Consider the following 21,010-nt stretch of genomic DNA (forward strand, 5'->3'; position numbering starts at 1 on the left):
TAACGCGGATGCCCTGTATTTTAGTCCAGGATGAAAGGTGAATGATACATTCATTTGAGACATATAAAAATAAACCATCGGCTTTGTATTGATAATCCCAAATGATGTTTGGATATAATGATTTTTTTATCCTGGCATTTCTTGAGCAGACAATGATTTTCAGCAAAGGCCTGAGTGTACTCAGGGAGCAATGCAAACAGGCGCGATGGCTTTCAGGACAGCCTGCTTTACTGGTATGGGCATTGCTAATGGGGGTGCTGGGTGCGATGGCTACCATTTTTTTTTACTGGGGTATCCATCAGGTCCAGTTGTTGCTGTCGGGGCAGTCGGGATCTATTGTTTCGATCACGCGCGGCTGGTCAACCCCTGAGCGAATTCTTTATCCTGCGCTGGGAGGCCTTGTGGCCGGCCTGCTTTTGTGGTGGGGAAGCAAACTCAAGGTGGATAGCAATGCCGACTATATGGAGGCCGTTGCCATCGGTAATGGGCACCTGTCACTGCGGCAGGGGTTTTTAAGGATCCTGTCTTCCTTAAGCGTGATTGCTACCGGCGGATCGGTGGGGCGGGAAGGCGCCATGATTCACTTAGCCGCCATGGGGGCCTCGGCAACCGGACGTTTTTTTTGTTTTGAGGTTGTTTCTTTACGATTGTTGGTGGCTTGCGGGGCGGCGGCGGGTGTCTCGGCGGCGTATAATGCGCCGATAGCCGGTGCGCTGTTTGTTGCGGAAATCGTCTTGGGCAGCATGTCCATGCAAAGCCTTGGTCCGTTGCTGCTGTCTGCGGCAACGGCAAACATTACCATGCGCACGCTGGGTTATTACCATGTCATGTATGACTTGCCCGAGCTGATGCCGGTTTCTCCCCATTTCCTGGTTTTTGCCATTTTCCTGGGCATTGTTTCGGGTTTGCTGGCCCCCCAGTTTTTACGCTTTCTTGATTATGCCAAGCGCCTGTTCAAAAAAACCGGCCTGGGGCTGCCGCTGCGGCTGGCCTTGGGTGGCTTTGTTCTGGGCTTGTTTACGTTGCTGGAGCCCCGAGTGGCTGGCAATGGCTATAGCGTCCTGAATTCTTTTTTGCATGAGCCCTGGGCCTGGTCGGCGGTGGCCGTGATATTGCTAACCAAGGTTTTATCTACGGGGATTACGGTAGGGTCGGGGGCGGTTGGCGGAGTAATTACCCCTGTGATGTTTGTGGGTGGTGCCTTGGGCCTGTTGTCTGTACAGCTTTTAAGTTTGCTATTGCCTGTGGTGCCAGACCATCCCGCGCTGTTTGTATTGCTGGGCATGGGCTCATTTCTGGCGGCGGCTACCAGCGCACCTTTAATGGCAATAATCATGATTTTTGAAATGACGCATAGTTATACTATAATACTGCCCCTTATGCTGGCTTGCGTGTTTTCCTATTTCACGGCCAGATCCATAGCGGGTGCAGTCATGTATGCAGTGACCGAGTCGCGGGATAAAGATTTGCTATTGCGTCACCGTCTGCGCCAGCTCAGGTTGGCTAATCTGGTGAGCCCGGTAAGTACGGTCATCAAGCACAATCAAACGGTACAGGATGCCCTGAACATGTTTATTGAATATGGTGTGCGTTTTATTTATGTCGTGAATGAAATGAACGAATACCAAGGCGTGATTGCCCATAAGGATATCAGCAGCTTTCTGCTGTCGGGCAATGACTTGCGGGCGCCTGTTTCTGGAGAGCTGATTAACCGGTCTTATGTGACAGCGTTACATCCTGATATGACACTGGATGAAGTGCTGGACTATTTTGTGTCTTTCAGTGGTGAGCGTCTGCCGGTCTTAAGCGCAGATGAAAGGCCGATCTTGCTGGGTGTGGTGTATAAATCGGATGTACTTAAGAAGTTTAATGAATTGAAACGATTGCTGGATGCCAGCAGTGAAGCTATTTTGGATGTAAGAGCGAGAAAATTATATGACAATGGTCGAAAATAAACAGCCGGAAAAATTGGCGCCAGTGGGGCTTTATGCGCGTGCTGATACCCCATGGCGTCTTTCGGTTGCGCCCATGATTGATGTTACAGACCGTCATTGCCGTTTCTTTCATCGTCTTTTGGCCCCTAAGGCCTTGCTGTATACAGAAATGATCACCACTGGTGCCCTGATTCACGGGGATATTGCCAAGCACCTGAGGTTTAATGACGAAGAGCATCCGGTTGCTTTGCAATTGGGGGGCAGTGAACCAAAAGACCTTGCGCATTGTGCCCGTTTAGGCCAGCAATGGGGTTACGACGAAATCAATCTTAACTGCGGTTGCCCATCCGAGCGTGTGCAAAAAGGCGCTTTTGGGGCATGTTTAATGGCAGAGCCCCAGTTGGTGGCTGATTGCGTCAAGGCCATGCAGGATGCTGTTGATTTGCCGGTAACGGTCAAGCATCGCCTTGGGCTGGATTACGATATATCTTACGATTTTGTTCGGGATTTTGTTGGCAAAGTCTATGATGCTGGTTGTCGGGTGTTTGTTACGCATGCCCGTAATGCCGTGCTTAAGGGGTTGTCCCCCAAAGATAACCGCGAAATCCCGCCTTTGCGTTATGACTTGGTTAGCCAACTCAAGCAAGACTTTCCCGATGCCCTGTTTGTCCTGAATGGCGGGCTTAAGGAAGTGCAGCAAATGCAGGCTATGGCCAACGAGTTTGACGGGGTCATGATAGGGCGTGCTGCCTGGCATGATCCTTACGTGCTACGTGAAGCCAGCCAGCTGTTATGGCCTGAAGTTGCCGTTCTTTCCAATGAAGCCATTGTTGAGGCTATGATGTCTTATATCGACAGGGAGCTTGCGGCGGGGGTGCCTATGCGCTTGACAGTCAGGCCTATGCTTGGGCTGGTCAATGGCCAGAAGGGTTCGCGGCTGTGGCGCCGGACTTTGTCTGATCATCGCTTGTTGGCCTGTAATGATTCAGCTTTCATAAGGCAGGCTTTTGAGCAGTTTACAGACAGTCAAACTGTGGCGTGAACAGTAAAAAATATAAATTTTTTACAATGATTTTTTTTATCTCATGGTTGGAAAAATTGGCTTTTTTATCAATTAACTACATGGAATATTAAGGCTTTCAAGCCGCATTTTTGAACTTGATATTGTTTTTGAAATACTATATATTGTGGTTCTCCCTAAAGCACTAACTAAATATAGAATTTATCTAATGGCTGTCTTTACTGTTTTTTCATAAAATACAATGAAGATGGCTGTTTTATTTTTATAAATCCACTCCAAAGCATCCGCTTGCATTCCTGTATCAGACAGGTTGATAGGCGGAAAATGTTGTTAAAATTATTTCGGAAAAGCAGATGAACAAGAACCTATTAGTCACCAAACGTAGCGGGGAGAAAGAGCCCCTGAACTTGGATAAAATTCACCGTGTCGTTGCATGGGCTGCTGAAGGCTTGGATCATGTTTCTGTGTCGCAGGTAGAGTTGCGTTCCCATATTCAGTTTTATGATGGTATCCGTACTGATGATATTCACGAAACCATCATCAAGGCCGCAGCCGACCTGATTTCCGAAGAATCGCCTGATTATCAGTATTTGGCCGCACGCCTGGCCATTTTCCATTTGCGCAAGATCGCCTTTGGCCAGTTTGATCCGCCCAAACTGTTTGATCACGTGACTAAAATGGTGGACATGGGCAAGTATGATGCCCATATCCTTGAGGATTACACTCAAGAAGAATTGGACGAGGCCGATTCCTATATCGACCACTGGCGTGACATGTCGTTTTCTTACGCAGCGGTCAAGCAGCTGGAAGGCAAGTACCTGGTGCAAAACCGGGTAACCCAGGAAATTTATGAAAGCCCGCAGTTTCTTTATATTCTGGTTGCGCTTTGCCTGTTTTCCAAATATCCCAAGGCAACCCGCTTGCAGTACGTGAAAGGCTTTTATGATGCCATTTCCACCTTCAAGATTTCCCTGCCAACACCCATTATGTCGGGCGTCCGTACGCCGACACGCCAGTTCAGCTCATGTGTATTGATTGAGTGTGGTGACAGCCTTGACTCCATCAATGCGACCACCAGTTCAATTGTCCGTTATGTATCGCAACGGGCAGGCATTGGCATTAACGCGGGCCGTATTCGTGCGGTTGGCAGCACCATTCGTGGTGGAGAAGCCAAGCACACCGGGTGCATCCCTTTCTACAAACATTTCCAGACGGCGGTTAAATGCTGCTCACAGGGTGGTGTGCGTGGTGGGGCGGCAACCCTGTTTTATCCTATGTGGCACCTAGAGGTTGAATCCTTGCTGGTGTTGAAAAACAATCGTGGTGTGGAAGAGAACCGTGTGCGTCACATGGATTATGGCGTGCAAATCAACCGTCTCATGTATCAACGCCTTATAAAAGGCGGGGATATCACCCTGTTTTCTCCTTCAGATGTACCAGGCCTGTACGATGCTTTCTTTGAAGACCAGAACCGTTTTGAAAAATTGTACGAACAATATGAAAACGATCCTGATATTCGCAAGCGTAAAGTAAAAGCGGTAGACCTGTTCTCTCTCATGATGCAGGAACGGGCGGGCACCGGACGTATTTACATCCAGAACGTCGATCACTGCAATACGCACAGTCCGTTTGATCCTGCCGTGGCCCCCGTTCGCCAAAGTAACTTGTGTCTTGAAATTGCCTTGCCAACCAAGCCATTGAATGACATCAACGATGAAAACGGCGAGATTGCCCTTTGCACCCTGTCTGCATTCAACCTGGGTGTGATCGAGTCGCTGGATGAGTTGAAGTCTTTGTCTGACCTGGTTGTGCGTGCCCTTGATGCCTTGCTGGATTATCAGGACTACCCGATCAAGGCGGCTCAAATTGCCACGATGAACCGTCGCACTTTGGGTATTGGTGTCATCAACTACGCCTATTACCTGGCCAAAAACGATGCCAAGTACTCTGATGGCAGCGGCAAGGCGCTAACACACCGTACTTTTGAGGCTATTCAATATTACCTGCTGCAGGCATCGGTAACGCTGGCCAAAGAGTATGGTGCTTGCCCGGCCTTTAATGAAACTACCTATTCAAAGGGCATTTTGCCCATTGATACCTATAAAAAAGACCTGGATGCGATTTGCAACGAGCCCCTGCATCTGGATTGGGAAGGCTTGCGCAAGGATATTGTTACTTATGGTTTGCGCAACTCCACCCTGACGGCCTTGATGCCTTCGGAAACCTCCAGCCAGATTTCCAATGCTACCAATGGCATTGAGCCACCGCGTGGCCTGGTGAGCGTGAAAGCATCCAAAGACGGCATTCTGAAACAGGTTGTGCCTGAATACGATCGCCTGAAAGACAAATATGAGTTGCTGTGGGATATGCCGGGTAATGACGGTTATTTGCAACTGGTGGGCATCATGCAAAAATTTGTTGACCAGTCAATTTCGGCCAATACCAATTATGATCCGGCCCGTTTTCCAAATGGTCGCGTGCCCATGAACCAGCTTTTGAAAGACTTGTTAACCGCTTATAAATTTGGCGTTAAAACGCTGTACTATCAAAATACCCGCGATGGTGCTGAAGATGCACAAACCGCTGACCAGGGTGCCGATGATTGTGCCGGTGGTGCTTGCAAAATTTAAGCGGTGCATTTAATAGAGTAAAAATTATGTCTTATAGTACTTTTTGTCAGATAGCCAATGATCCATTGAAAGAACCCATGTTCTTTGGCCAGCCTGTTAACGTGGCTCGCTATGATCAGCAAAAATACGAGATTTTCGAGAAACTGATCGAAAAGCAATTGTCTTTTTTCTGGCGCCCCGAGGAAGTGGATGTCTCCCAGGACCGGATTGATTATGCCGCGTTGCCCGATCATGAAAAGCATATTTTCATCAGTAACCTGAAATACCAGACCCTGCTGGATTCCATTCAGGGGCGTAGCCCTAACGTGGCATTGCTGCCCCTGGTTTCCATCCCTGAGTTGGAAACCTGGATAGAAACCTGGTCTTTTTCTGAAACGATTCATTCCCGGTCTTATACGCACATTATCCGCAATATCATCAGCAATCCTTCCACGGTGTTTGATGATATCGTTGTGAATGACCATATCCTTGCCCGTGCGCGTGATATTTCAGTTTACTATGACGAGCTTATCAAACTGACGCAGTATTATGATTTATTGGGCGAGGGTGCCCATACGATTGGCGGCAAGACCGTTACTGTCAGTTTGCGTGAGTTGAAGAAAAAGCTTTACTTGTGCATGATGGCGGTGAATGCCCTTGAGGCGATTCGTTTTTATGTCAGCTTCGCTTGTTCTTTTGCGTTTGCCGAGCGTGAACTGATGGAAGGCAATGCCAAAATCATCAAGCTGATTGCCCGTGACGAGGCGTTGCATTTAACCGGCACACAGCACATCATCAACATTATGCGAAATGGCGAAGATGATCCTGAAATGGCCGAAATTGCCAAAGAGCTTGAGCAGCAATGTTTTGACCTGTTCAAAAAGGCTGCCTTGCAGGAAAAGGAATGGGCCGAATACCTGTTCAGGGATGGTTCCATGATTGGCCTGAACAAGGATATCCTGTGCCAGTATGTGGAGTACATTACCAATCTGCGCATGCAGGCTGTTGGCCTTGCACCTGCCTTCGACGGAAATAAGCAGAATCCTATCCCATGGATCAATGCGTGGTTGTCTTCTGACAATGTACAGGTTGCACCACAGGAAGTTGAAATCAGTTCTTATCTAATCGGTCAGATTGATGCGGAAATCAATACTGATGCATTGCAAAATTTTGAGCTATGACCCTTGTCGCAACACTGGATACCAGTTTTGATTTGCTTGAAGGTGAAACTCTGCTTGAAGGGCTTGAAAGAACAGGACATGAAGTAGAGTATCAGTGTCGCTCGGGTTATTGCGGGTCTTGCCGGACCCGGCTGATTTCCGGTGAAGTCAGGTATATCTCTGATCCACTTGCCTTTATTTCCCGTAACGAGGTATTGCCTTGCTGCTGTGTACCGGTTGATACCGTGCATCTGGAAGTGGCCCGGACTTATGAGCCTGAACAACCTTCGTTAAGTGAAGAGCTGGAGCCGCAAAGTAGCCTGGATTTCAATAAATCCTGATTTTTTCCCGGAAAGGTGATGACTGCGCTTCCGGTTTATTCGTTCGTGAGATTTTTCCCACGCTCTAGCGTGGGAATGCATACGGAATAAAACAAGACGCTTTAGATACTAATCAGTCCAGTTTGATGTCTGCTTGTTTAATCACTTTTTGCCATTTGCCGCTGTCTTCAGTAATGAAGGATTTGAACTCTTCGGGTGTGCTGCCAACCAGCTTACCGATATAGGTTTTTTCCCAGCGGTCAGCCAATTCCTTGTTATCGTTCACCTTACGCATGGCTTCTCCCAGTACTTTCAACGCTTCTGGGGGCGTGCCTGCAGGCGCCAGCAAACCTTGCCATCCAAATGGGCTAAAGTCTTCCAGACCGACTTCTTTGAATGTGGGAACCTCGGGGAAACTGGGGTGGCGCTCATCGCCGGTAATGGCCAGTAATTTCAGTTTGCCTGTTTTAATGCCGCCGGCTGCTGCTGGCAGGGCATCAAATAGAAAATCCACCTGACCGGCCATTAAGTCGCTAAACGGGCTGGTGGTGCTGTAGGGAATGAAAACTGGTTTGGTTTTACTGTCAAAGCCAAACCATTCCCCTGCAAGGTGAGAGTAGCTGCCAACACCCATGCTGGCAATATTGAATTGGCCTGGTGTTTTTTTAAGCTTCTCAATCAAATCCTTCACATCGGTAACGGCTACAGTAGGGCTGGCAATCAATCCGGTGTTCATTACACCAAGCAGGCTGACGGGCACAAAATCCTTTTCAATATCATAGGTTTTGTTATTGTATAAATGCGGCTGGATTGACAGCGAACTGGTTGAACCAATCAATAATGTGTATCCATCAGGTTTTGCCTGGGCAGCGGCGGCATTGCCAATTGCACCGGCAGCGCCGGGTTTGTTCTCGATAATTACGCTGACGCCCAGGTTTTTCTGAAGCTCAGCGGCAACTTCACGCGCATTCGTATCAGGGCCGGTGCCTGGGGCAAACGGCGTAATAATGCGAATCGGGCGGTCCGGGTAAGCGGCTTGCGCACTGAAAGCGATCAGGCTAAGGCTTAAGCCGATAGCAATTTTCTTTGTCAGTATGTTGATGTTCAAACTCATGGATGTCTCCTCAGGGATGTAATTGTCAAAACAAAATCGAATAAAACTTGATATTTGTTAAATTATCATAATATAATAAAAACATCAAATAAATTTTGCTTAATATTAATCAAATTATCTTTAAATGATATTTGTATTTAGGAGACATAATGACGCAAGCCAAAGACAATATTCAGCTTTCATTAAGCCATCTTGGTATTTATGTACAAGACCTTGAAAAAATGAGTGCCTTTTACAAGGAAACATTTGAATTCACCCAAACTGACAAAGGGGATCTGGGGCATACCCAATTGGTTTTTTTAAGTCGTGATCCTGCGGAGCATCATCAACTTGTCCTGGCAACCGGACGCCCTGAAAACCTTCAATTCAACCTGATTAACCAGATTTCTTTCCGTGTGCCCAATCTTGATAATCTTCGCCGGTTTTATGAGCGTGTGAAAAAACATAATGAGGTGAATGATATCCAGTGTGTGACGCACGGTAATGCGGTATCCATTTACTGCCGTGACCCGGAAGGCAACCGGTTGGAAATTTTCATGGATACGCCCTGGTATTGTGACCAGCCTTTGCGTGAGCCTATCGATCTTGAGCTGAGTGATGAAGAAATCATGGCCAAGGCAGAGGCAATCGCCCGCCAATATCCAAAATTCAAATTGCGTACCGAATGGCATGAAGAAATGCGTAAGCTGATGGGAGTGTAATATGGTGACAGAACAAGAACTGTATGACGTCGCGATCGTTGGTTATGGTCCGGTTGGCGCGACACTGGCCGGTCTGTTGGGCCAGGAAGGCTTGAAGGTATTGGTGCTGGATCGTGAGGCCGCTATTTATCCATTACCGCGTGCGATTCATTTTGATGGTGAAGTCATGCGTATTTTCCAAAGCCTGGGCCTTAAAGGAAAAGTACAGCAAATCAGTCGGCCTGGCATTCATGGCATGCATTTTGTGAATGCCGAAGGTGAAACCTTGCTGGTTCGCGCAGGCAGTGCCGAGAATGGTCCCAATGGTTGTGCCAACAATTATTATTTTCACCAGCCCGAGCTGGAAGTTTTATTGCGGGAAAAGGTGGCTGGCCATGAAAATGTGACTGTACGGCTTAGAACCGAACTGACCGGCATTGTGGAAGAGGCCGGCCATGTCGTATTAACAGTACAAAATCATATCACCAACACGGCTGAAAACTATCAGGCCAAATATGTGGTGGGTTGTGATGGTGCACGTTCGCTGGTGCGCAATACCATGAACAGTCCCATGGAAAACCTGGGTTTACGTCAACAATGGCTGGTGTTCGACGTTTTGCTTAAACAGGATGTCCAGTTGCCGCCTTACACGATCCAGCATTGTGATCCGGCACGTCCCATGACTTATTGCAATGTAGTGGGTAACCGTCGACGCTGGGAAATCATGGTAATGCCAGACGATAACCAGGAAGAATTGGTCAAGCCTGACAATATCTGGAAAATGCTGGAGCGCTGGATTCGTCCTGAACAGGCCGATCTGGAGCGTGCGGTTATTTATACCTTTAATTCCTTGATTGCCCAAGGCTGGCGCAAGGGACGCCTGATGTTGGCCGGAGACGCGGCTCACCAAACGCCTCCTTTCCTGGGCCAGGGTTTGTGTGCTGGCATTCGTGATGCAGCCAACCTGTACTGGAAACTTAAAGCGGTTATTAGTGGCTCGGCCAGTGATGCCTTGTTGGATACCTATGAGACCGAGCGTTCTGCTCATGTGCATGAAGTGATTGGGCTGGCGGTCTATCTTGGCAGTATTATCCAGACTACTGATCCGGAACAGGCAGCTGAACGCGACAGAAAATTCCGCGAAGAGGCCAGCCGTGAATTTTTCATGCCGGTTTCTCAATTGGGTGAAGGGTTGTGGGATGCCCAGAGGCAAGCAGGAGGGCAATTGTTTTTCCAGCCTAAAAACAAGGCAGGCATTGCGCTTGACGATCTGGTGGGTAACCGTTTTGCGATTGTGCATACGAACAAAGACCAGCTCAACAGGCTAAGCGACCTCTTGCCGGCAAGTGTTGATATCGTGCCGGTCGAAATAGACACCGAGGAGGTTGGCAATTGGCTGGCTGAAAAAGATGCTGAATTTGTTGTGCTGCGTCCAGACCGTTATGTGCTGGGAACGGGTAAAAATGAGGCACAATTACAGGCGTTGTTGTCGTTAGTGTCCTGATGTGTCTTAAGTGAAAGGTTTTATGATGAGTGAAAAATCCCCCTCCAGCCTGGCCCGTATGTTAATGGTGCTGGATTTCTTTACCGAAGCCACACCTGTATGGAGTGTCGAGGATATAGCCCAGAAACTGGAGGTTTCCATTCCTACCTGTTATCGCTACATGAAGATGCTGGTAGAGGCAGGGTGGCTTGCTCATCAATCTGAATCTTGTTACACCTTTGGTCCCCGTATCCTGGTTATGGATTATTACGTACGGCAGTCTGATCCCGTCTTGCAGGCTAGTGTGCCGCTGATGCAGGGACTGGTGGCCAAAACCGGATTTGAATGTGTCCTGTCCGCTTTTTATGGTGACCGGGTGCTGGATTCCCATCATGAAAAAAGTGATGGTAAAACTTTCCTGAGTTATGGCCGGGGCATGCCGCGTCCCTTGTTTCGAGGCGGTGCACCCAAGGTGATTTTGTCCCATTTGCCCTCCCGACAGTTGCGCAAAATTTATGATGGCCATATTAATGAGCTCAAAAACGCCGGCATGCCGGAAGATTGGAATGGCTTCAGGACTTATTATCAGGGAATTAAAAAACAGGGGTTTTATTATTCTGCCGGAGAGCTCGAGTCCCATTTGGGTGCTTTGGCAGTGCCCATTGAAAAGCAGGGGCAGCCCGGTGTATGGGGAGCCATGTCATTGGTGGCGGAAATATCGCGTTTTGATGTGGTTGATCTTCAAAAAATGAAAGTCATGCTTGAGGCCGCCACATTAAGTATTGCAGAAAGTTTGGTTTAATTATTTTCAATAATATAGAAACAGGAAGAAGGAAGGGATATGAAGTTAATCAGTTTTGTTTTGAATGGCAAAAATACGTATGGCGTCGTTACCGATGAGCAGAAAGTGCTGGATCTGGGGCCATTGCTGGGGGACCGTTTTGCTGACTTGGCCAGCCTGTTGGGCAATAATGATCTTTCACCGGTACAAGACGCACTAAAAAACAATCCGGCCACTTTGGACTATGAGGCTCTGGAATTGTTGCCCGTTATTCCTAACCCGGGCAAGATTTTTTGTATTGGCCTGAATTACGCAGATCATGTCAAGGAAACCAACCGTGAAGTAACCGAGTCACCCACCATTTTCTTGCGTGTGGCCGAATCGCAGGTTGCGCATAAAGACAGTATTGTTTTGCCTCCGGAGTCCGTCAAGCTGGACTATGAAGGTGAAATTGCGATTGTTATCGGCAAGGGTGGCCGCCGTATTTCGGAAGCAGAGGCTTGGGATCATATTGCCGGGTATGCCTGCTATAACGATGGCAGTATCCGTGATTGGCAAACCGCTACTTCACAGTGGACTCCTGGCAAAAACTTCTGGAAAACAGGTGGATTTGGTCCTTGGCTGGTAACTTCAGACGAAATCAAGCCTGATCAGGAATTAACCCTGGTTACCCGCCTGAATGGTCAGGAAATGCAGCGCACCACCACCGAATTGTTGATTCACAGCATTCCAAGGCAGATTGCCTATATTTCTTCTTTCCTGCCCTTGAATGCCGGCGATGTGATTGTGACTGGTACGCCTGGTGGCGTAGGTGCCAAACGCAATCCGCCCGTGTTCATGAAAGAGGGAGATATCGTGGAGATTGAAGTGGATGCCATCGGAGTATTGCGCAATACGATCAGTGCCGAATAAGCAAGAGATCGTGTAGTGCCCCTGAAGCGCAGGGTCATTCACCTTAAGAAAACCCGGTCTGGTATTTTCAGCCGGGTTTTTTTGCGTGCGTTTGATGGGGTTATGCCAAGTATGGATTTTCTTTGTGTGCCAGGCAAAGCAGCTGTTTTTATTGGTGTTTTTACGTCTTGATTGTGCAGGAAATTCTTGTAATATAAATGGCATAAGAGGAGTGACAGTATGTGCCGGGTTTGGATGGCATTAATCTTGCCTAGTGGCATGCTGGACATTCTTTAGCGCGGGCATTAGCGTCTCGAAGAAGAAATCCTGTTTTCAGGGCAGGAAAAGTGCCAATACCTATAATCACCAAGGAGATGACATGGATCTTTCAGAATTGAAGCAGTTTGGCCTTGATGTTGCTTATCCCTATAAAAAAAAGTATGACAATTTCATCGGAGGGCAGTGGGTTGCACCTTTATCCGGTGAATACTTTGAGAATATTTCTCCCATAACCGGCAAGCCATTTTGCCAGGTAGCCCGCTCCGGAGCACAAGACGTTGAATTGGCACTGGATAAGGCGCATGCTGCGCGGAAAGCATGGGGTAAAACGTCTGTTATGGATCGTTCGAATTTATTGCTTCGCATGGCAGACCGGATGGAGCAGAACCTGAAGCTATTGGCGGTTGCCGAAACCATTGATAACGGTAAGCCGATTCGTGAAACCATGGCTGCCGACTTGCCCTTGGCGATAGATCACCTGCGTTATTTTGCCGGATGTATCCGTGCCCAGGAAGGGGGTATTTCAGAAATTGATGAAACCACGGTCGCCTATCACTTTCAAGAGCCATTGGGCGTGGTTGGCCAGATTATTCCCTGGAATTTCCCGATACTGATGGCTATCTGGAAGCTGGCACCAGCGCTTGCTGCGGGGTGTTGCGTTGTACTGAAACCGGCAGAGCAGACACCGGCTTCCATTCTGGTTTTAATGGAATTAACCGCTGATATCTTCCCGCCCGGGGTGATCAATGTCATTAACGGTTTTGGTAAAGAGGCCGGCAATGCCCTGGCAACCAATAAACGCATTGCAAAAATCGCGTTTACCGGATCAACCGCAACGGGCAAGCATATATTGCATGCAGCGGCAGAAAACCTGATTCCTTCCACGGTAGAGCTAGGAGGCAAAAGCCCGAACATTTTCTTTGCCGATGTGATGGACCAGCAGGATTCCTTTCTCGATAAGGCGCTTGAAGGCTTGGCGATGTTCTCGCTGAATCAGGGCGAAGTATGCACTTGTCCGTCCCGAATCCTGATTCAGGAGTCCATTTATGAGGCCTTTATTGAAAAGGCCATCAAGCGGGTGCAAGCCATCAAGACTGGCAATCCGCTAGAGGCCGGCACAATGGTGGGGGCCCAGGCATCCCAGATGCAGATGGATAAAATCATGTCTTATATTGATATCGGACGGGAAGAGGGGGCTGTTTGCCTGACGGGGGGTGACCGTCATCGTCCAGGAAACCTTGAGGATGGCTATTATATTAATCCAACCATGCTGCTGGGTAAAAATGACATGCGCATTTTCCAGGAGGAAATTTTCGGGCCGGTTGCTTCGGTAACCACCTTTAAGGATGAGGAAGAGGCGCTTGAAATTGCCAATGCCAGTTATTATGGACTGGGGGCAGGTGTTTGGTCGCGTGACGGGACACGGGCCTATCGGATGGGCAGGGGTATAGAAGCAGGCAGGGTCTGGACAAACTGTTATCACCTGTATCCGGCGCATGCGGCTTTTGGCGGTTACAAACAGTCAGGCATTGGACGGGAAACCCATAAAATGGCCCTTTCAAACTACCAGCAAACCAAATGTTTGCTGGTAAGCTACAGCCCGACCGCATTGGGTTTTTTCTAGAATGCTGAAACGCCATGGCCAGGTTATTTGACCAGGCCGTGGCTTGGCTTTGTCCCTGTCTAAAGACAGTCCGGGAAGGATGATTAATCTTTACCGGCTATTCTGGGCAGGGATTTTTTTTGCAGAATCAGGGAAAGGGTAAAGACGATACATAAAGACCAGATTGCAAGCCAGATGCCATGTACCAGTAATAACAGGGTTTCTTTGCCTGTTAGTACGTTTTTCTGATTAAGGTAACCGGCAATTTCTGACACTGAAAAGCCCATGCTGACCAGGGCAAAGAATACAACACCAGCCAAAATCTGGATTTTTTGAACTGTATGCATGGTAAACCCCCGTGTTTCTTGATGTGAACAGTGTAATGGGGGTTCCTTGCAAGGCAAAATACAAAAATCGAATTAATATATATGCCCTGTGTTATTAAGCAGGCCTGAATAAGAAGGTTTATTCTTCCTCTGGTGTGCCAGATGGCCAGTCCCTGATGTAGGCCTTGAGCATGGTATTTTCAAATTTTTGGACTTCCAGGATGGCGCGGGCCATATCATAAAAAGAAATAACCCCTAGCAGGGTAGGGCCATCCATGACGGGTACATATCGGGCGTGATGCTCCAGCATTAAACGCTGTACCTCATTGGCATTGGTATTCGGTGAGACGCTGACAGGGGCATCGTCCATGATTTTGCGAATGGTAGTGTTGCCCGCCTGGTTGCCGTTGTCGCTTAGGTGGCGGATGATTTCACGAAAGGTAAGCATTCCGGCCAGCTGACCCTGTTCCATAATGACTAAAGAGCCAATGTCATGAACGCTCATGGTTTCAATTGCCTGGGCAACGGTTTGGTCTGGTGTGGCAGTATAAAGGGTGTTTCCTTTAACACGCAAGACTTCGCTGATTTTCAACATAATGCTCTCCCTGATGCTTGCTAGCCGTATTTTTATATTTTCAGTGCTTTTTAAAAACCCCTTAACCGGACCTAGCTGCTTTTACTGAATAAATGAAATTTGATATATAGAAATGTACACTATACAAAGGGTCTTTTAAAGTTAAATTTTCATGTATGGCCTGCAGGCAGCAGTCTTGCCATTATTTTCAGTGTTAATACCTACCTAGCAAGTGTTGTGGGCGTTGCAGCGGCCAGGCATTATTTCTTGAGGATTTCACCTAATTTGACAGCATCCTCATTGATGATGAGGGCTGGAATTGCCTGGCGGATTTCAGGCTCGTCCTTCAAGGGGTTGGCATCTTTGTCAAACAGAAAATAATTGGACAGGGCTGTCAGGCTGGCATTTTCACTGCTGGCCAATGCCCAGCGTTCAGATCTTTTTCCTGTCGTGTTAACGATGTAGCCCATTGATGAAAGGGGGTCAAGTACTTCCAGTAATTCATCCTGGTTGATCTGTAATGATGAGGCTAGAAAGACCGTGCTTCGGCCGGGCGGATTGTCGTCGCGATTGGCATGTAACAGGCGCAGAACCTGAATTGCCGTGACAAATTGCGTTCCAGGTAAAGTATTGTAATGGAATCTTCCCAGCCTGATTTGAGGGGCGATGGCGGTCACCGAAGCACCTAACAGCACAACCAGCCATGACAGGTAAATCCATAATAAAAAAAGTGGGATCGTGGCAAACGTGCCATAAATAAGGGTGTAAGAGGGGAAGCGGCTAATGTAAAAAGTGAAGGCGACTTTCATGATTTCCAGCAGTATGGCCGTCGTGAAGCCGCCAATCAAGGCGTCTTTCAGGGAAACTTTGCGATTGGGTGCTACCAGATACAGTAAGGTAAATCCCAGCACTGACATCAGGACGGGAATCATGGGAACCAGAAGACTGCTAATCAGGGAGAGTTCATCGGTCAGGCCGAATTTTTCCCGGGCCAGGTAGGCCGTAGCCCAGAGGCTTGCCCCCAGCATGATAGGGCCTAATGACAAAATCGCCCAATAAACCAGAATGCGTTGGGAAAGTGGGCGTTGACGCCTGATATGCCATATCTTGTTCAATGCCTCGTCGATCGTCATCATGAGCATGATCGAAGTGACAATCAGGAATCCAACACCAATGGCAGTAAGCCGGCTGGCCTGTTGCGCAAAGGTGTTCAGATACTCCATGATGTTTTCTGACATGGAGGGGGGCATCAGGTTGTTGGTGAGGAAAGTCTCAAGGGATAGTTTGAAGTCGGTAAACAGCGGGAAGGCTGTAAAAAGGGATAAGACAACCGCCAGCAGGGGAACAACGGCCAGTACGGTGGTAAAGGTCAAGCTGGAAGCGGCTTGGGTCAGGTTGTCTCGCATCAGCCGGGTGAAGGCAAACACGAAAGCATCCTTGTAAAACAGCAGGCGGGATTTGCCGGTAGACCGGGAAAGCTGTTCTTGTTCTTCTTGTGCCTCCAGGGCTTCCTGCTTTTGTTCCAGGTGGGTTTCCTGATCCAGATAATTCTGTTTGTCTTTGGGTTTCATGAAAAAGTCGGTGGATTGGCCAATTTAAGGGCAGTATAGCAAGATTATTCCCATGCTTTAAGTCAGGCTGCGCTTATAATAGCGTTATTAGCGTCAACATGATGATTGAGTATTTTTGTGCCTGCACCTGTAATTTCTTCTCCAGACCGGGATTCACCGGTCTACTCTGTCAACCACCCTATGACAGTAACCCTGAATCCAGTCTATCGTTATATTTGTTTTGCCAGTTTGCTTGCCTTGCTGGTGTTATGTGTAGCCTGGGAGCTGTTTCTTGATCCGTTGGTGCCGGGGGGCAGTATTTATGTCCTTAAAGCCTTGCCACTTATCTTTCCGCTGTATGGCGTTTATAAAGGGAATTTGTACACCATGCAATGGTCTTCCATGCTGGTCCTGCTTTATATGATGGAAGGTTCCGTGCGCTGGTATTCGGATTTAAGTACAACCTCCATGTATTTGGCCATGGCAGAAACCTTGCTTTCATTGGCAGTTTTTGTGAGTGCGATTCTTTATGTACGCCCGGCCAAAAAAGTGGCCCGTGCCACCAAAAAACAGGGTAAATGAAATGTTGAATTCATTGCTTGTAAGCAATAGCTTTGCCCAACTGCCTCCCGAGTTCTATACCCGGCTGCAGGCGCGCGGCCTGAATAATCCTTCATTGCTACATGTCAATAGTGATGTGGCTGGTTTGCTTGGCTTAAGCCCTGAACAAACTGCGAGTGAAGATTTCCTGCGCATCATGTCTGGTAATGCACCCTTGCCGGGAGGCGTTACTTTGGCTGCGGTATACAGCGGTCATCAATTCGGTGTCTGGGCCGGGCAGCTGGGCGATGGCAGGGCACATTTGCTGGGTGCGGTAGCCGGTCACGATGCCAGTGGCAATCCCTGTGACTGGGAACTTCAATTAAAGGGTGCGGGGCTAACCCCGTATTCGCGTATGGGAGATGGCCGTGCCGTTTTACGCTCTTCGGTGCGTGAATACCTGGCCAGTGCAGCCATGGTCGGTCTGGGCATCCCAACCACATTGGCCTTGTGCATTACCCAATCAGATGATCCGGTTTATCGGGAAACCACTGAAACAGCGGCAATTGTGACACGAGTGGCGCCCAGTTTTATTCGTTTCGGTTCTTTTGAACACTGGTATGCCAATCGACGCCCGGACTTGCTGCGCGAGTTACTTAATTATGTGGTCTGCCGTTTCTTTGCCGATGAAGTCAAGCTTGCACAAAATGATGCAGAAGTGCCGGCTATGGTTTGTGGGTTTCTGGATAGTGTCATCAGGCGTACCGCTTTGTTAATGGCTGACTGGCAATGCGTGGGTTTTTGTCACGGTGTGATGAATACCGATAATATGTCCATTCTGGGCTTGACGATTGATTATGGTCCGTATGGTTTCATGGACGGTTTTCAGGCCAATCACATTTGCAACCATTCTGATACCGAAGGCCGTTATGCCTGGAATCAGCAGGCATCTATAGGATTGTGGAATTTGTACCGTTTAGCCAATTGCTTTATTTCATTAGGTGTAACCCAAGATGCCCTGGTCCAGTGTCTGGATCGCTACGAACCTATTTTTACCGAGGCATTTCGCGAGAAAATGATACGCAAAATGGGTTTGGTTCAGTGGCAAGACGGTGATGAGGAACTTATTGACCAATGGTGGCAATTGCTGCACGCCCAGAAAGCAGATTTTACCTTAAGTTTCAGGTATTTGTCTGAGGTCATGCACGATGATTCCCGCTTCCTTGCGCTTTTTACAGACCGGCCTGCGGCAGAACAATGGTTGCGCCAATACAAAGCGCGTATTGCCCTGATGGAAGGAAACGGGCAAGAGCGGGTGGATAGCATGAATGCGGTCAATCCCTTGTATGTCTTGCGCAATTATTTGGCTGAAAGGGCCATTTGGGATGCTAAGCTTAAAAATCCGTCAACAATAGAGAAATTGTTAACGGTATTAAGAAACCCGTTCGTGGAGCAGGCTGGCATGGAGCAGTTTGCCGCCTTGCCACCCGAGTGGGCCAATGAGATCGCGGTAAGTTGTTCTTCTTAGCAAGATACATAAACAGCATAAATAAAAACGAGATGGGTAAGAGAAAAAATGTCAGGTAATACATTAGGAAAAATTTTTACGGTCAGCAATTTCGGTGAGTCACACGGGCCGGCCATTGGTTGTGTTATTGATGGTTGTCCGGCAGGCATGGAACTGTCTGCTGAAGATATCCAGATAGAACTGGACAGACGCAGGCCCGGTACCTCGCGGCATGTTACCCAACGGCAGGAACCTGACCAGGTTGAAATCCTGTCAGGGGTTTATGAGGGCAAAACCACAGGCACGCCGATTGGTTTGCTAATACGTAACCAAGACCAGCGTAGCAAAGATTATTCGGCCATTTCGGAAACTTTCCGTCCCGGGCATGCCGATGTCACTTACTGGAAAAAATACGGTATTCGCGATCCACGCGGTGGCGGGCGTTCATCAGCCCGTTTAACCGCGCCGACGGTGGCTGCCGGTGCGGTTGCCAAAAAGTGGCTCAAACAAGAGTTTGGGACCCTGATCCGTGGTTACATGAGCCAATTGGGCCCTATCGAAATTCCCTTTGTTTCATGGGATCATGTTGCTGATAATCCGTTTTTTTCCGCTAATCAAAATCTGGTTCCCGAGTTGGAAAGCTATATGGATGAGCTGCGTCGTGATGGTGATTCCATTGGTGCGCGTATCGAAGTAGTTGCCCAAAACCTGCCTGCCGGCTGGGGCGAGCCTATTTATGACCGGCTTGATGCTGATATTGCCCATGCCATGATGGGGTTGAATGCCGTCAAGGGCGTCTCTATTGGCGCCGGCTTTGAATCTGTGGCGCAACGTGGCTCCGAGCATGGTGATGAATTGACGCCGGATGGCTATTTAAGCAATCATGCTGGTGGTATTTTAGGAGGAATTTCTACAGGACAGGACATTACGGTGTCCCTGGCCATCAAGCCAACTTCCAGTATCCGTATCGAGCGAAAATCGCTTAACAAGGCCGGGGAGCCGGTAATGGTGCAAACCCTGGGCAGGCATGATCCTTGCGTTGGCATTCGTGCAACACCTATTGCCGAAGCGTTGCTGGCTCTGGTGCTGATTGATCACGCGCTCAGGCAACGGGCCTATCGCTGTTGATTGCCTGCGTTAAGGGGTTTTCTGATAATAAAAAAGGACGGTTTGCTACCGTCCTTTTTTTGTTAAACCGAAAAGGGCTTAGAACAATGCTTTCAGCACGGTTCCTGAAACAGCGCCCAGGCTGATATCTGGATAGCCTTCTTTCTGGCAAACACCTTTGATGATGATTTCATCACCATCTTCCAGGAATGTGCGCTTTTCACCCCAAGGCAAGTCGATGGGCTTGGTGCCACCCATGCTCATCTCTAGCAATGAACCGGCTTCTTCGGGTTTGGGGCCCGAAAGGGTACCTGAACCGAGCAAGTCACCAGGTTGCAGATTGCAGCCATTGACGGTGTGGTGGGTAACCATTTGGGCAATGGTCCAGTAAGCATCCTTGAAGTTGCTGCTGGCAAGATGGGCAGGTTCTTGATTGTTATTGCGGGACTGTTCAGTAGTTAGCAGAACTTCAAGTTTAAGATCGTAGGCACCGGCCTTGCTGTTTTCTTCAGAGCTCAGGTATTCCAGTGGCTGTGGATCTTCTGCTGGATGTGAAAAGGCGGTCTGGAAGGGAGCCAGGGCTTCTGTGGTAACGACCCACGGAGAAATCGTGCTGGCAAAGTTTTTGGCCAGGAATGGGCCTAAAGGCTGGTACTCCCAAGCCTGCAAGTCACGGGCAGACCAGTCATTCAGGATGCATAAGCCAAAAACGTGCTTGGGTGCATCTTCGATGCTGATGCGATGGCCAAGCTGATTGCCGCTGCCAATGAAAACACCCAGCTCCAGTTCGTAATCAAGACGTTTGCAAGGGCTTAAGCTTGGTTGACCATTTTCGGTGGCTGGGCGTAGTTGCCCAACGGGACGATGAAACTGTTGGCCTGAAACACCAATGCTTGATGCGCGGCCGTGATAGCCGATGGGAATCCATTTGTAGTTGGAGAGCAAAGGGTTGTCTGGGCGGAATTGTTTGCCCACGGCAGTCGCATGGTGAACAGAAATGTAAAAGTCTGTGTAGTCGCCAATTCGTGCTGCTGTGGTGTATTCGGCATCAGCTTGTGGTACCAGCAAGGGCTGTATGCTTGCTTGCAGTTCGGAGCCACTTCTCAGGGCGCGAGACAATGCCAGACGCAATGCAGACCAGTACTCTTGACCCAGTGCCATCAATTCGTTCAGGTGGGTGCCACGGCAGGCATTCAGGGCTTCCTGGGCTTTGCCTTCGAATAGGTTCAGGTTTGCCAAGGCGGCAAGGTCAACAATTTGGTTACCAATGGCAACGCCGGGGCGGAAGGACTCTGTTGAACCGGCCTTGCGGAATGAGGCAAAAGGCAGGTTTTGAATAGGAAAACCGTTGCCAGGTACGTTGGCTGATTCAACCCAGCTTTGCAATTGGGGGTTATGTGTCTCGTTCAATATTGTCATGCGTTTGAATAATTTAAAAAAGAGTTTGAAATTATAGTTGAAAACGCAACCATTATAAGGGCGTATCGTTAATAAAAGCCATCAAGGGTTTTCCAGCATAGCGCCATGTATT

18 protein-coding genes are annotated in these 21,010 nt (G+C 48.5%); 13 read left to right on the plus strand and 5 right to left on the minus strand.

Annotated features, from left to right (window positions below):
* Positions 1-152: 152 nt before the first annotated feature.
* The 5 genes from ACM5Q9_RS03620 to yfaE all read left to right on the plus strand — a co-directional run bounded on the left by ACM5Q9_RS03620 (position 153) and on the right by yfaE (position 7,065).
* A complete protein-coding gene (locus tag ACM5Q9_RS03620; RefSeq protein ID WP_418143363.1) occupies positions 153-1,955 on the plus strand; it encodes a ClcB-like voltage-gated chloride channel protein in 1,803 nt (600 codons plus the stop codon).
* The gene (gene dusA, locus ACM5Q9_RS03625; protein ID WP_418143633.1) at positions 1,942-2,976 is read left to right on the plus strand and encodes a tRNA dihydrouridine(20/20a) synthase DusA; all 1,035 of its coding nucleotides are present in this window, start codon (positions 1,942-1,944) and stop codon (positions 2,974-2,976) included. The genes ACM5Q9_RS03620 and dusA overlap by 14 nt, the downstream gene beginning before the upstream one ends.
* Positions 2,977-3,308: 332 nt before the next feature.
* Complete coding sequence (gene nrdA, locus ACM5Q9_RS03630) at positions 3,309-5,585, plus strand: class 1a ribonucleoside-diphosphate reductase subunit alpha (RefSeq protein WP_418143364.1); 2,277 nt, start codon at positions 3,309-3,311, stop codon at positions 5,583-5,585.
* A 26-nt stretch (positions 5,586-5,611) separates the two neighbouring features.
* Complete coding sequence (gene nrdB / locus ACM5Q9_RS03635) at positions 5,612-6,745, plus strand: class Ia ribonucleoside-diphosphate reductase subunit beta (RefSeq protein WP_418143365.1); 1,134 nt, start codon at positions 5,612-5,614, stop codon at positions 6,743-6,745.
* Positions 6,742-7,065, plus strand: a complete 324-nt coding sequence (gene yfaE / locus ACM5Q9_RS03640) for a class I ribonucleotide reductase maintenance protein YfaE (RefSeq protein ID WP_418143366.1) — start codon at positions 6,742-6,744, stop codon at positions 7,063-7,065. The genes nrdB and yfaE overlap by 4 nt, the downstream gene beginning before the upstream one ends.
* A gap of 112 nt (positions 7,066-7,177) precedes the next feature.
* Here the strand turns inward: yfaE and ACM5Q9_RS03645 are convergent, their stop codons facing one another.
* Complete coding sequence (locus tag ACM5Q9_RS03645) at positions 7,178-8,158, minus strand: Bug family tripartite tricarboxylate transporter substrate binding protein (protein WP_418143367.1); 981 nt, start codon at positions 8,156-8,158, stop codon at positions 7,178-7,180.
* A gap of 149 nt (positions 8,159-8,307) precedes the next feature.
* On the opposite strand from ACM5Q9_RS03645, the gene ACM5Q9_RS03650 reads away from it, so the two are divergent.
* The 5 genes from ACM5Q9_RS03650 to ACM5Q9_RS03670 all read left to right on the plus strand — a co-directional run bounded on the left by ACM5Q9_RS03650 (position 8,308) and on the right by ACM5Q9_RS03670 (position 13,896).
* Positions 8,308-8,859, plus strand: coding sequence for a VOC family protein (locus ACM5Q9_RS03650; RefSeq protein WP_418143368.1), 552 nt, complete (start codon positions 8,308-8,310; stop codon positions 8,857-8,859).
* Between the two features lies 1 nt (position 8,860).
* Complete coding sequence (locus tag ACM5Q9_RS03655) at positions 8,861-10,342, plus strand: bifunctional 3-(3-hydroxy-phenyl)propionate/3-hydroxycinnamic acid hydroxylase (RefSeq protein WP_418143369.1); 1,482 nt, start codon at positions 8,861-8,863, stop codon at positions 10,340-10,342.
* Between the two features lie 25 nt (positions 10,343-10,367).
* Complete coding sequence (locus ACM5Q9_RS03660) at positions 10,368-11,123, plus strand: IclR family transcriptional regulator (RefSeq protein ID WP_418143370.1); 756 nt, start codon at positions 10,368-10,370, stop codon at positions 11,121-11,123.
* Positions 11,124-11,162: 39 nt separating this feature from the next.
* A complete protein-coding gene (locus ACM5Q9_RS03665) occupies positions 11,163-12,014 on the plus strand; it encodes a fumarylacetoacetate hydrolase family protein (protein WP_418143371.1) in 852 nt (283 codons plus the stop codon).
* Positions 12,015-12,372: 358 nt separating this feature from the next.
* Complete coding sequence (locus tag ACM5Q9_RS03670) at positions 12,373-13,896, plus strand: aldehyde dehydrogenase family protein (protein ID WP_418143372.1); 1,524 nt, start codon at positions 12,373-12,375, stop codon at positions 13,894-13,896.
* A gap of 83 nt (positions 13,897-13,979) precedes the next feature.
* On the opposite strand, the gene ACM5Q9_RS03675 is transcribed toward ACM5Q9_RS03670, so the two are convergent.
* The 3 genes from ACM5Q9_RS03675 to ACM5Q9_RS03685 all read right to left on the minus strand — a co-directional run bounded on the left by ACM5Q9_RS03675 (position 13,980) and on the right by ACM5Q9_RS03685 (position 16,346).
* Positions 13,980-14,222, minus strand: a complete 243-nt coding sequence (locus ACM5Q9_RS03675) for a hypothetical protein (protein WP_418143373.1) — start codon at positions 14,220-14,222, stop codon at positions 13,980-13,982.
* Between the two features lie 118 nt (positions 14,223-14,340).
* A complete protein-coding gene (locus ACM5Q9_RS03680) occupies positions 14,341-14,796 on the minus strand; it encodes a CBS domain-containing protein (protein WP_418143374.1) in 456 nt (151 codons plus the stop codon).
* Positions 14,797-15,035: 239 nt separating this feature from the next.
* Entirely contained in the window at positions 15,036-16,346 is a 1,311-nt protein-coding gene (locus tag ACM5Q9_RS03685) for a YihY family inner membrane protein (protein ID WP_418143375.1), read from the minus strand.
* Between the two features lie 117 nt (positions 16,347-16,463).
* Here ACM5Q9_RS03685 and ACM5Q9_RS03690 point away from each other — a divergent pair, with 117 nt between their 5' ends.
* From ACM5Q9_RS03690 to aroC, 3 genes are read left to right on the plus strand one after another with little or no spacing between them, the layout of a single operon-like run.
* Positions 16,464-16,907, plus strand: coding sequence for a DUF2069 domain-containing protein (locus tag ACM5Q9_RS03690; protein WP_418143376.1), 444 nt, complete (start codon positions 16,464-16,466; stop codon positions 16,905-16,907).
* 1 nt (position 16,908) lies between these two features.
* Entirely contained in the window at positions 16,909-18,393 is a 1,485-nt protein-coding gene (locus ACM5Q9_RS03695) for a protein adenylyltransferase SelO (protein WP_418143377.1), read from the plus strand.
* Positions 18,394-18,441: 48 nt separating this feature from the next.
* On the plus strand, positions 18,442-19,500 hold the full coding sequence (aroC, locus tag ACM5Q9_RS03700; protein WP_418143378.1) for a chorismate synthase: 1,059 nt from the start codon (positions 18,442-18,444) through the stop codon (positions 19,498-19,500).
* Between the two features lie 78 nt (positions 19,501-19,578).
* Here the strand turns inward: aroC and fahA are convergent, their stop codons facing one another.
* A complete protein-coding gene (gene fahA / locus ACM5Q9_RS03705; RefSeq protein WP_418143379.1) occupies positions 19,579-20,898 on the minus strand; it encodes a fumarylacetoacetase in 1,320 nt (439 codons plus the stop codon).
* Between the last annotated feature and the right edge of the window lie 112 nt (positions 20,899-21,010).

The organism is Advenella sp. RU8 (assembly GCF_048381675.1).
In the GTDB taxonomy this organism is placed as follows: Bacteria; Pseudomonadota; Gammaproteobacteria; order Burkholderiales; family Burkholderiaceae_B; genus Advenella.

Coding starts and splice junctions, on each gene's coding strand:
- ACM5Q9_RS03675 (WP_418143373.1), bottom strand. CDS start 14,222: ATGCATACAGTTCAAAAAATCCAGATTTTGGCTGGTGTTGTATTCTTT.
- aroC (WP_418143378.1), top strand. CDS start 18,442: ATGTCAGGTAATACATTAGGAAAAATTTTTACGGTCAGCAATTTCGGT.
- nrdB (WP_418143365.1), top strand. CDS start 5,612: ATGTCTTATAGTACTTTTTGTCAGATAGCCAATGATCCATTGAAAGAA.
- ACM5Q9_RS03685 (WP_418143375.1), bottom strand. CDS start 16,346: ATGAAACCCAAAGACAAACAGAATTATCTGGATCAGGAAACCCACCTG.
- ACM5Q9_RS03620 (WP_418143363.1), top strand. CDS start 153: ATGATTTTCAGCAAAGGCCTGAGTGTACTCAGGGAGCAATGCAAACAG.
- ACM5Q9_RS03670 (WP_418143372.1), top strand. CDS start 12,373: ATGGATCTTTCAGAATTGAAGCAGTTTGGCCTTGATGTTGCTTATCCC.
- ACM5Q9_RS03645 (WP_418143367.1), bottom strand. CDS start 8,158: ATGAGTTTGAACATCAACATACTGACAAAGAAAATTGCTATCGGCTTA.
- ACM5Q9_RS03665 (WP_418143371.1), top strand. CDS start 11,163: ATGAAGTTAATCAGTTTTGTTTTGAATGGCAAAAATACGTATGGCGTC.
- yfaE (WP_418143366.1), top strand. CDS start 6,742: ATGACCCTTGTCGCAACACTGGATACCAGTTTTGATTTGCTTGAAGGT.
- nrdA (WP_418143364.1), top strand. CDS start 3,309: ATGAACAAGAACCTATTAGTCACCAAACGTAGCGGGGAGAAAGAGCCC.
- ACM5Q9_RS03680 (WP_418143374.1), bottom strand. CDS start 14,796: ATGTTGAAAATCAGCGAAGTCTTGCGTGTTAAAGGAAACACCCTTTAT.
- ACM5Q9_RS03655 (WP_418143369.1), top strand. CDS start 8,861: ATGGTGACAGAACAAGAACTGTATGACGTCGCGATCGTTGGTTATGGT.
- fahA (WP_418143379.1), bottom strand. CDS start 20,898: ATGACAATATTGAACGAGACACATAACCCCCAATTGCAAAGCTGGGTT.
- ACM5Q9_RS03695 (WP_418143377.1), top strand. CDS start 16,909: ATGTTGAATTCATTGCTTGTAAGCAATAGCTTTGCCCAACTGCCTCCC.
- ACM5Q9_RS03660 (WP_418143370.1), top strand. CDS start 10,368: ATGAGTGAAAAATCCCCCTCCAGCCTGGCCCGTATGTTAATGGTGCTG.
- ACM5Q9_RS03650 (WP_418143368.1), top strand. CDS start 8,308: ATGACGCAAGCCAAAGACAATATTCAGCTTTCATTAAGCCATCTTGGT.
- dusA (WP_418143633.1), top strand. CDS start 1,942: ATGGTCGAAAATAAACAGCCGGAAAAATTGGCGCCAGTGGGGCTTTAT.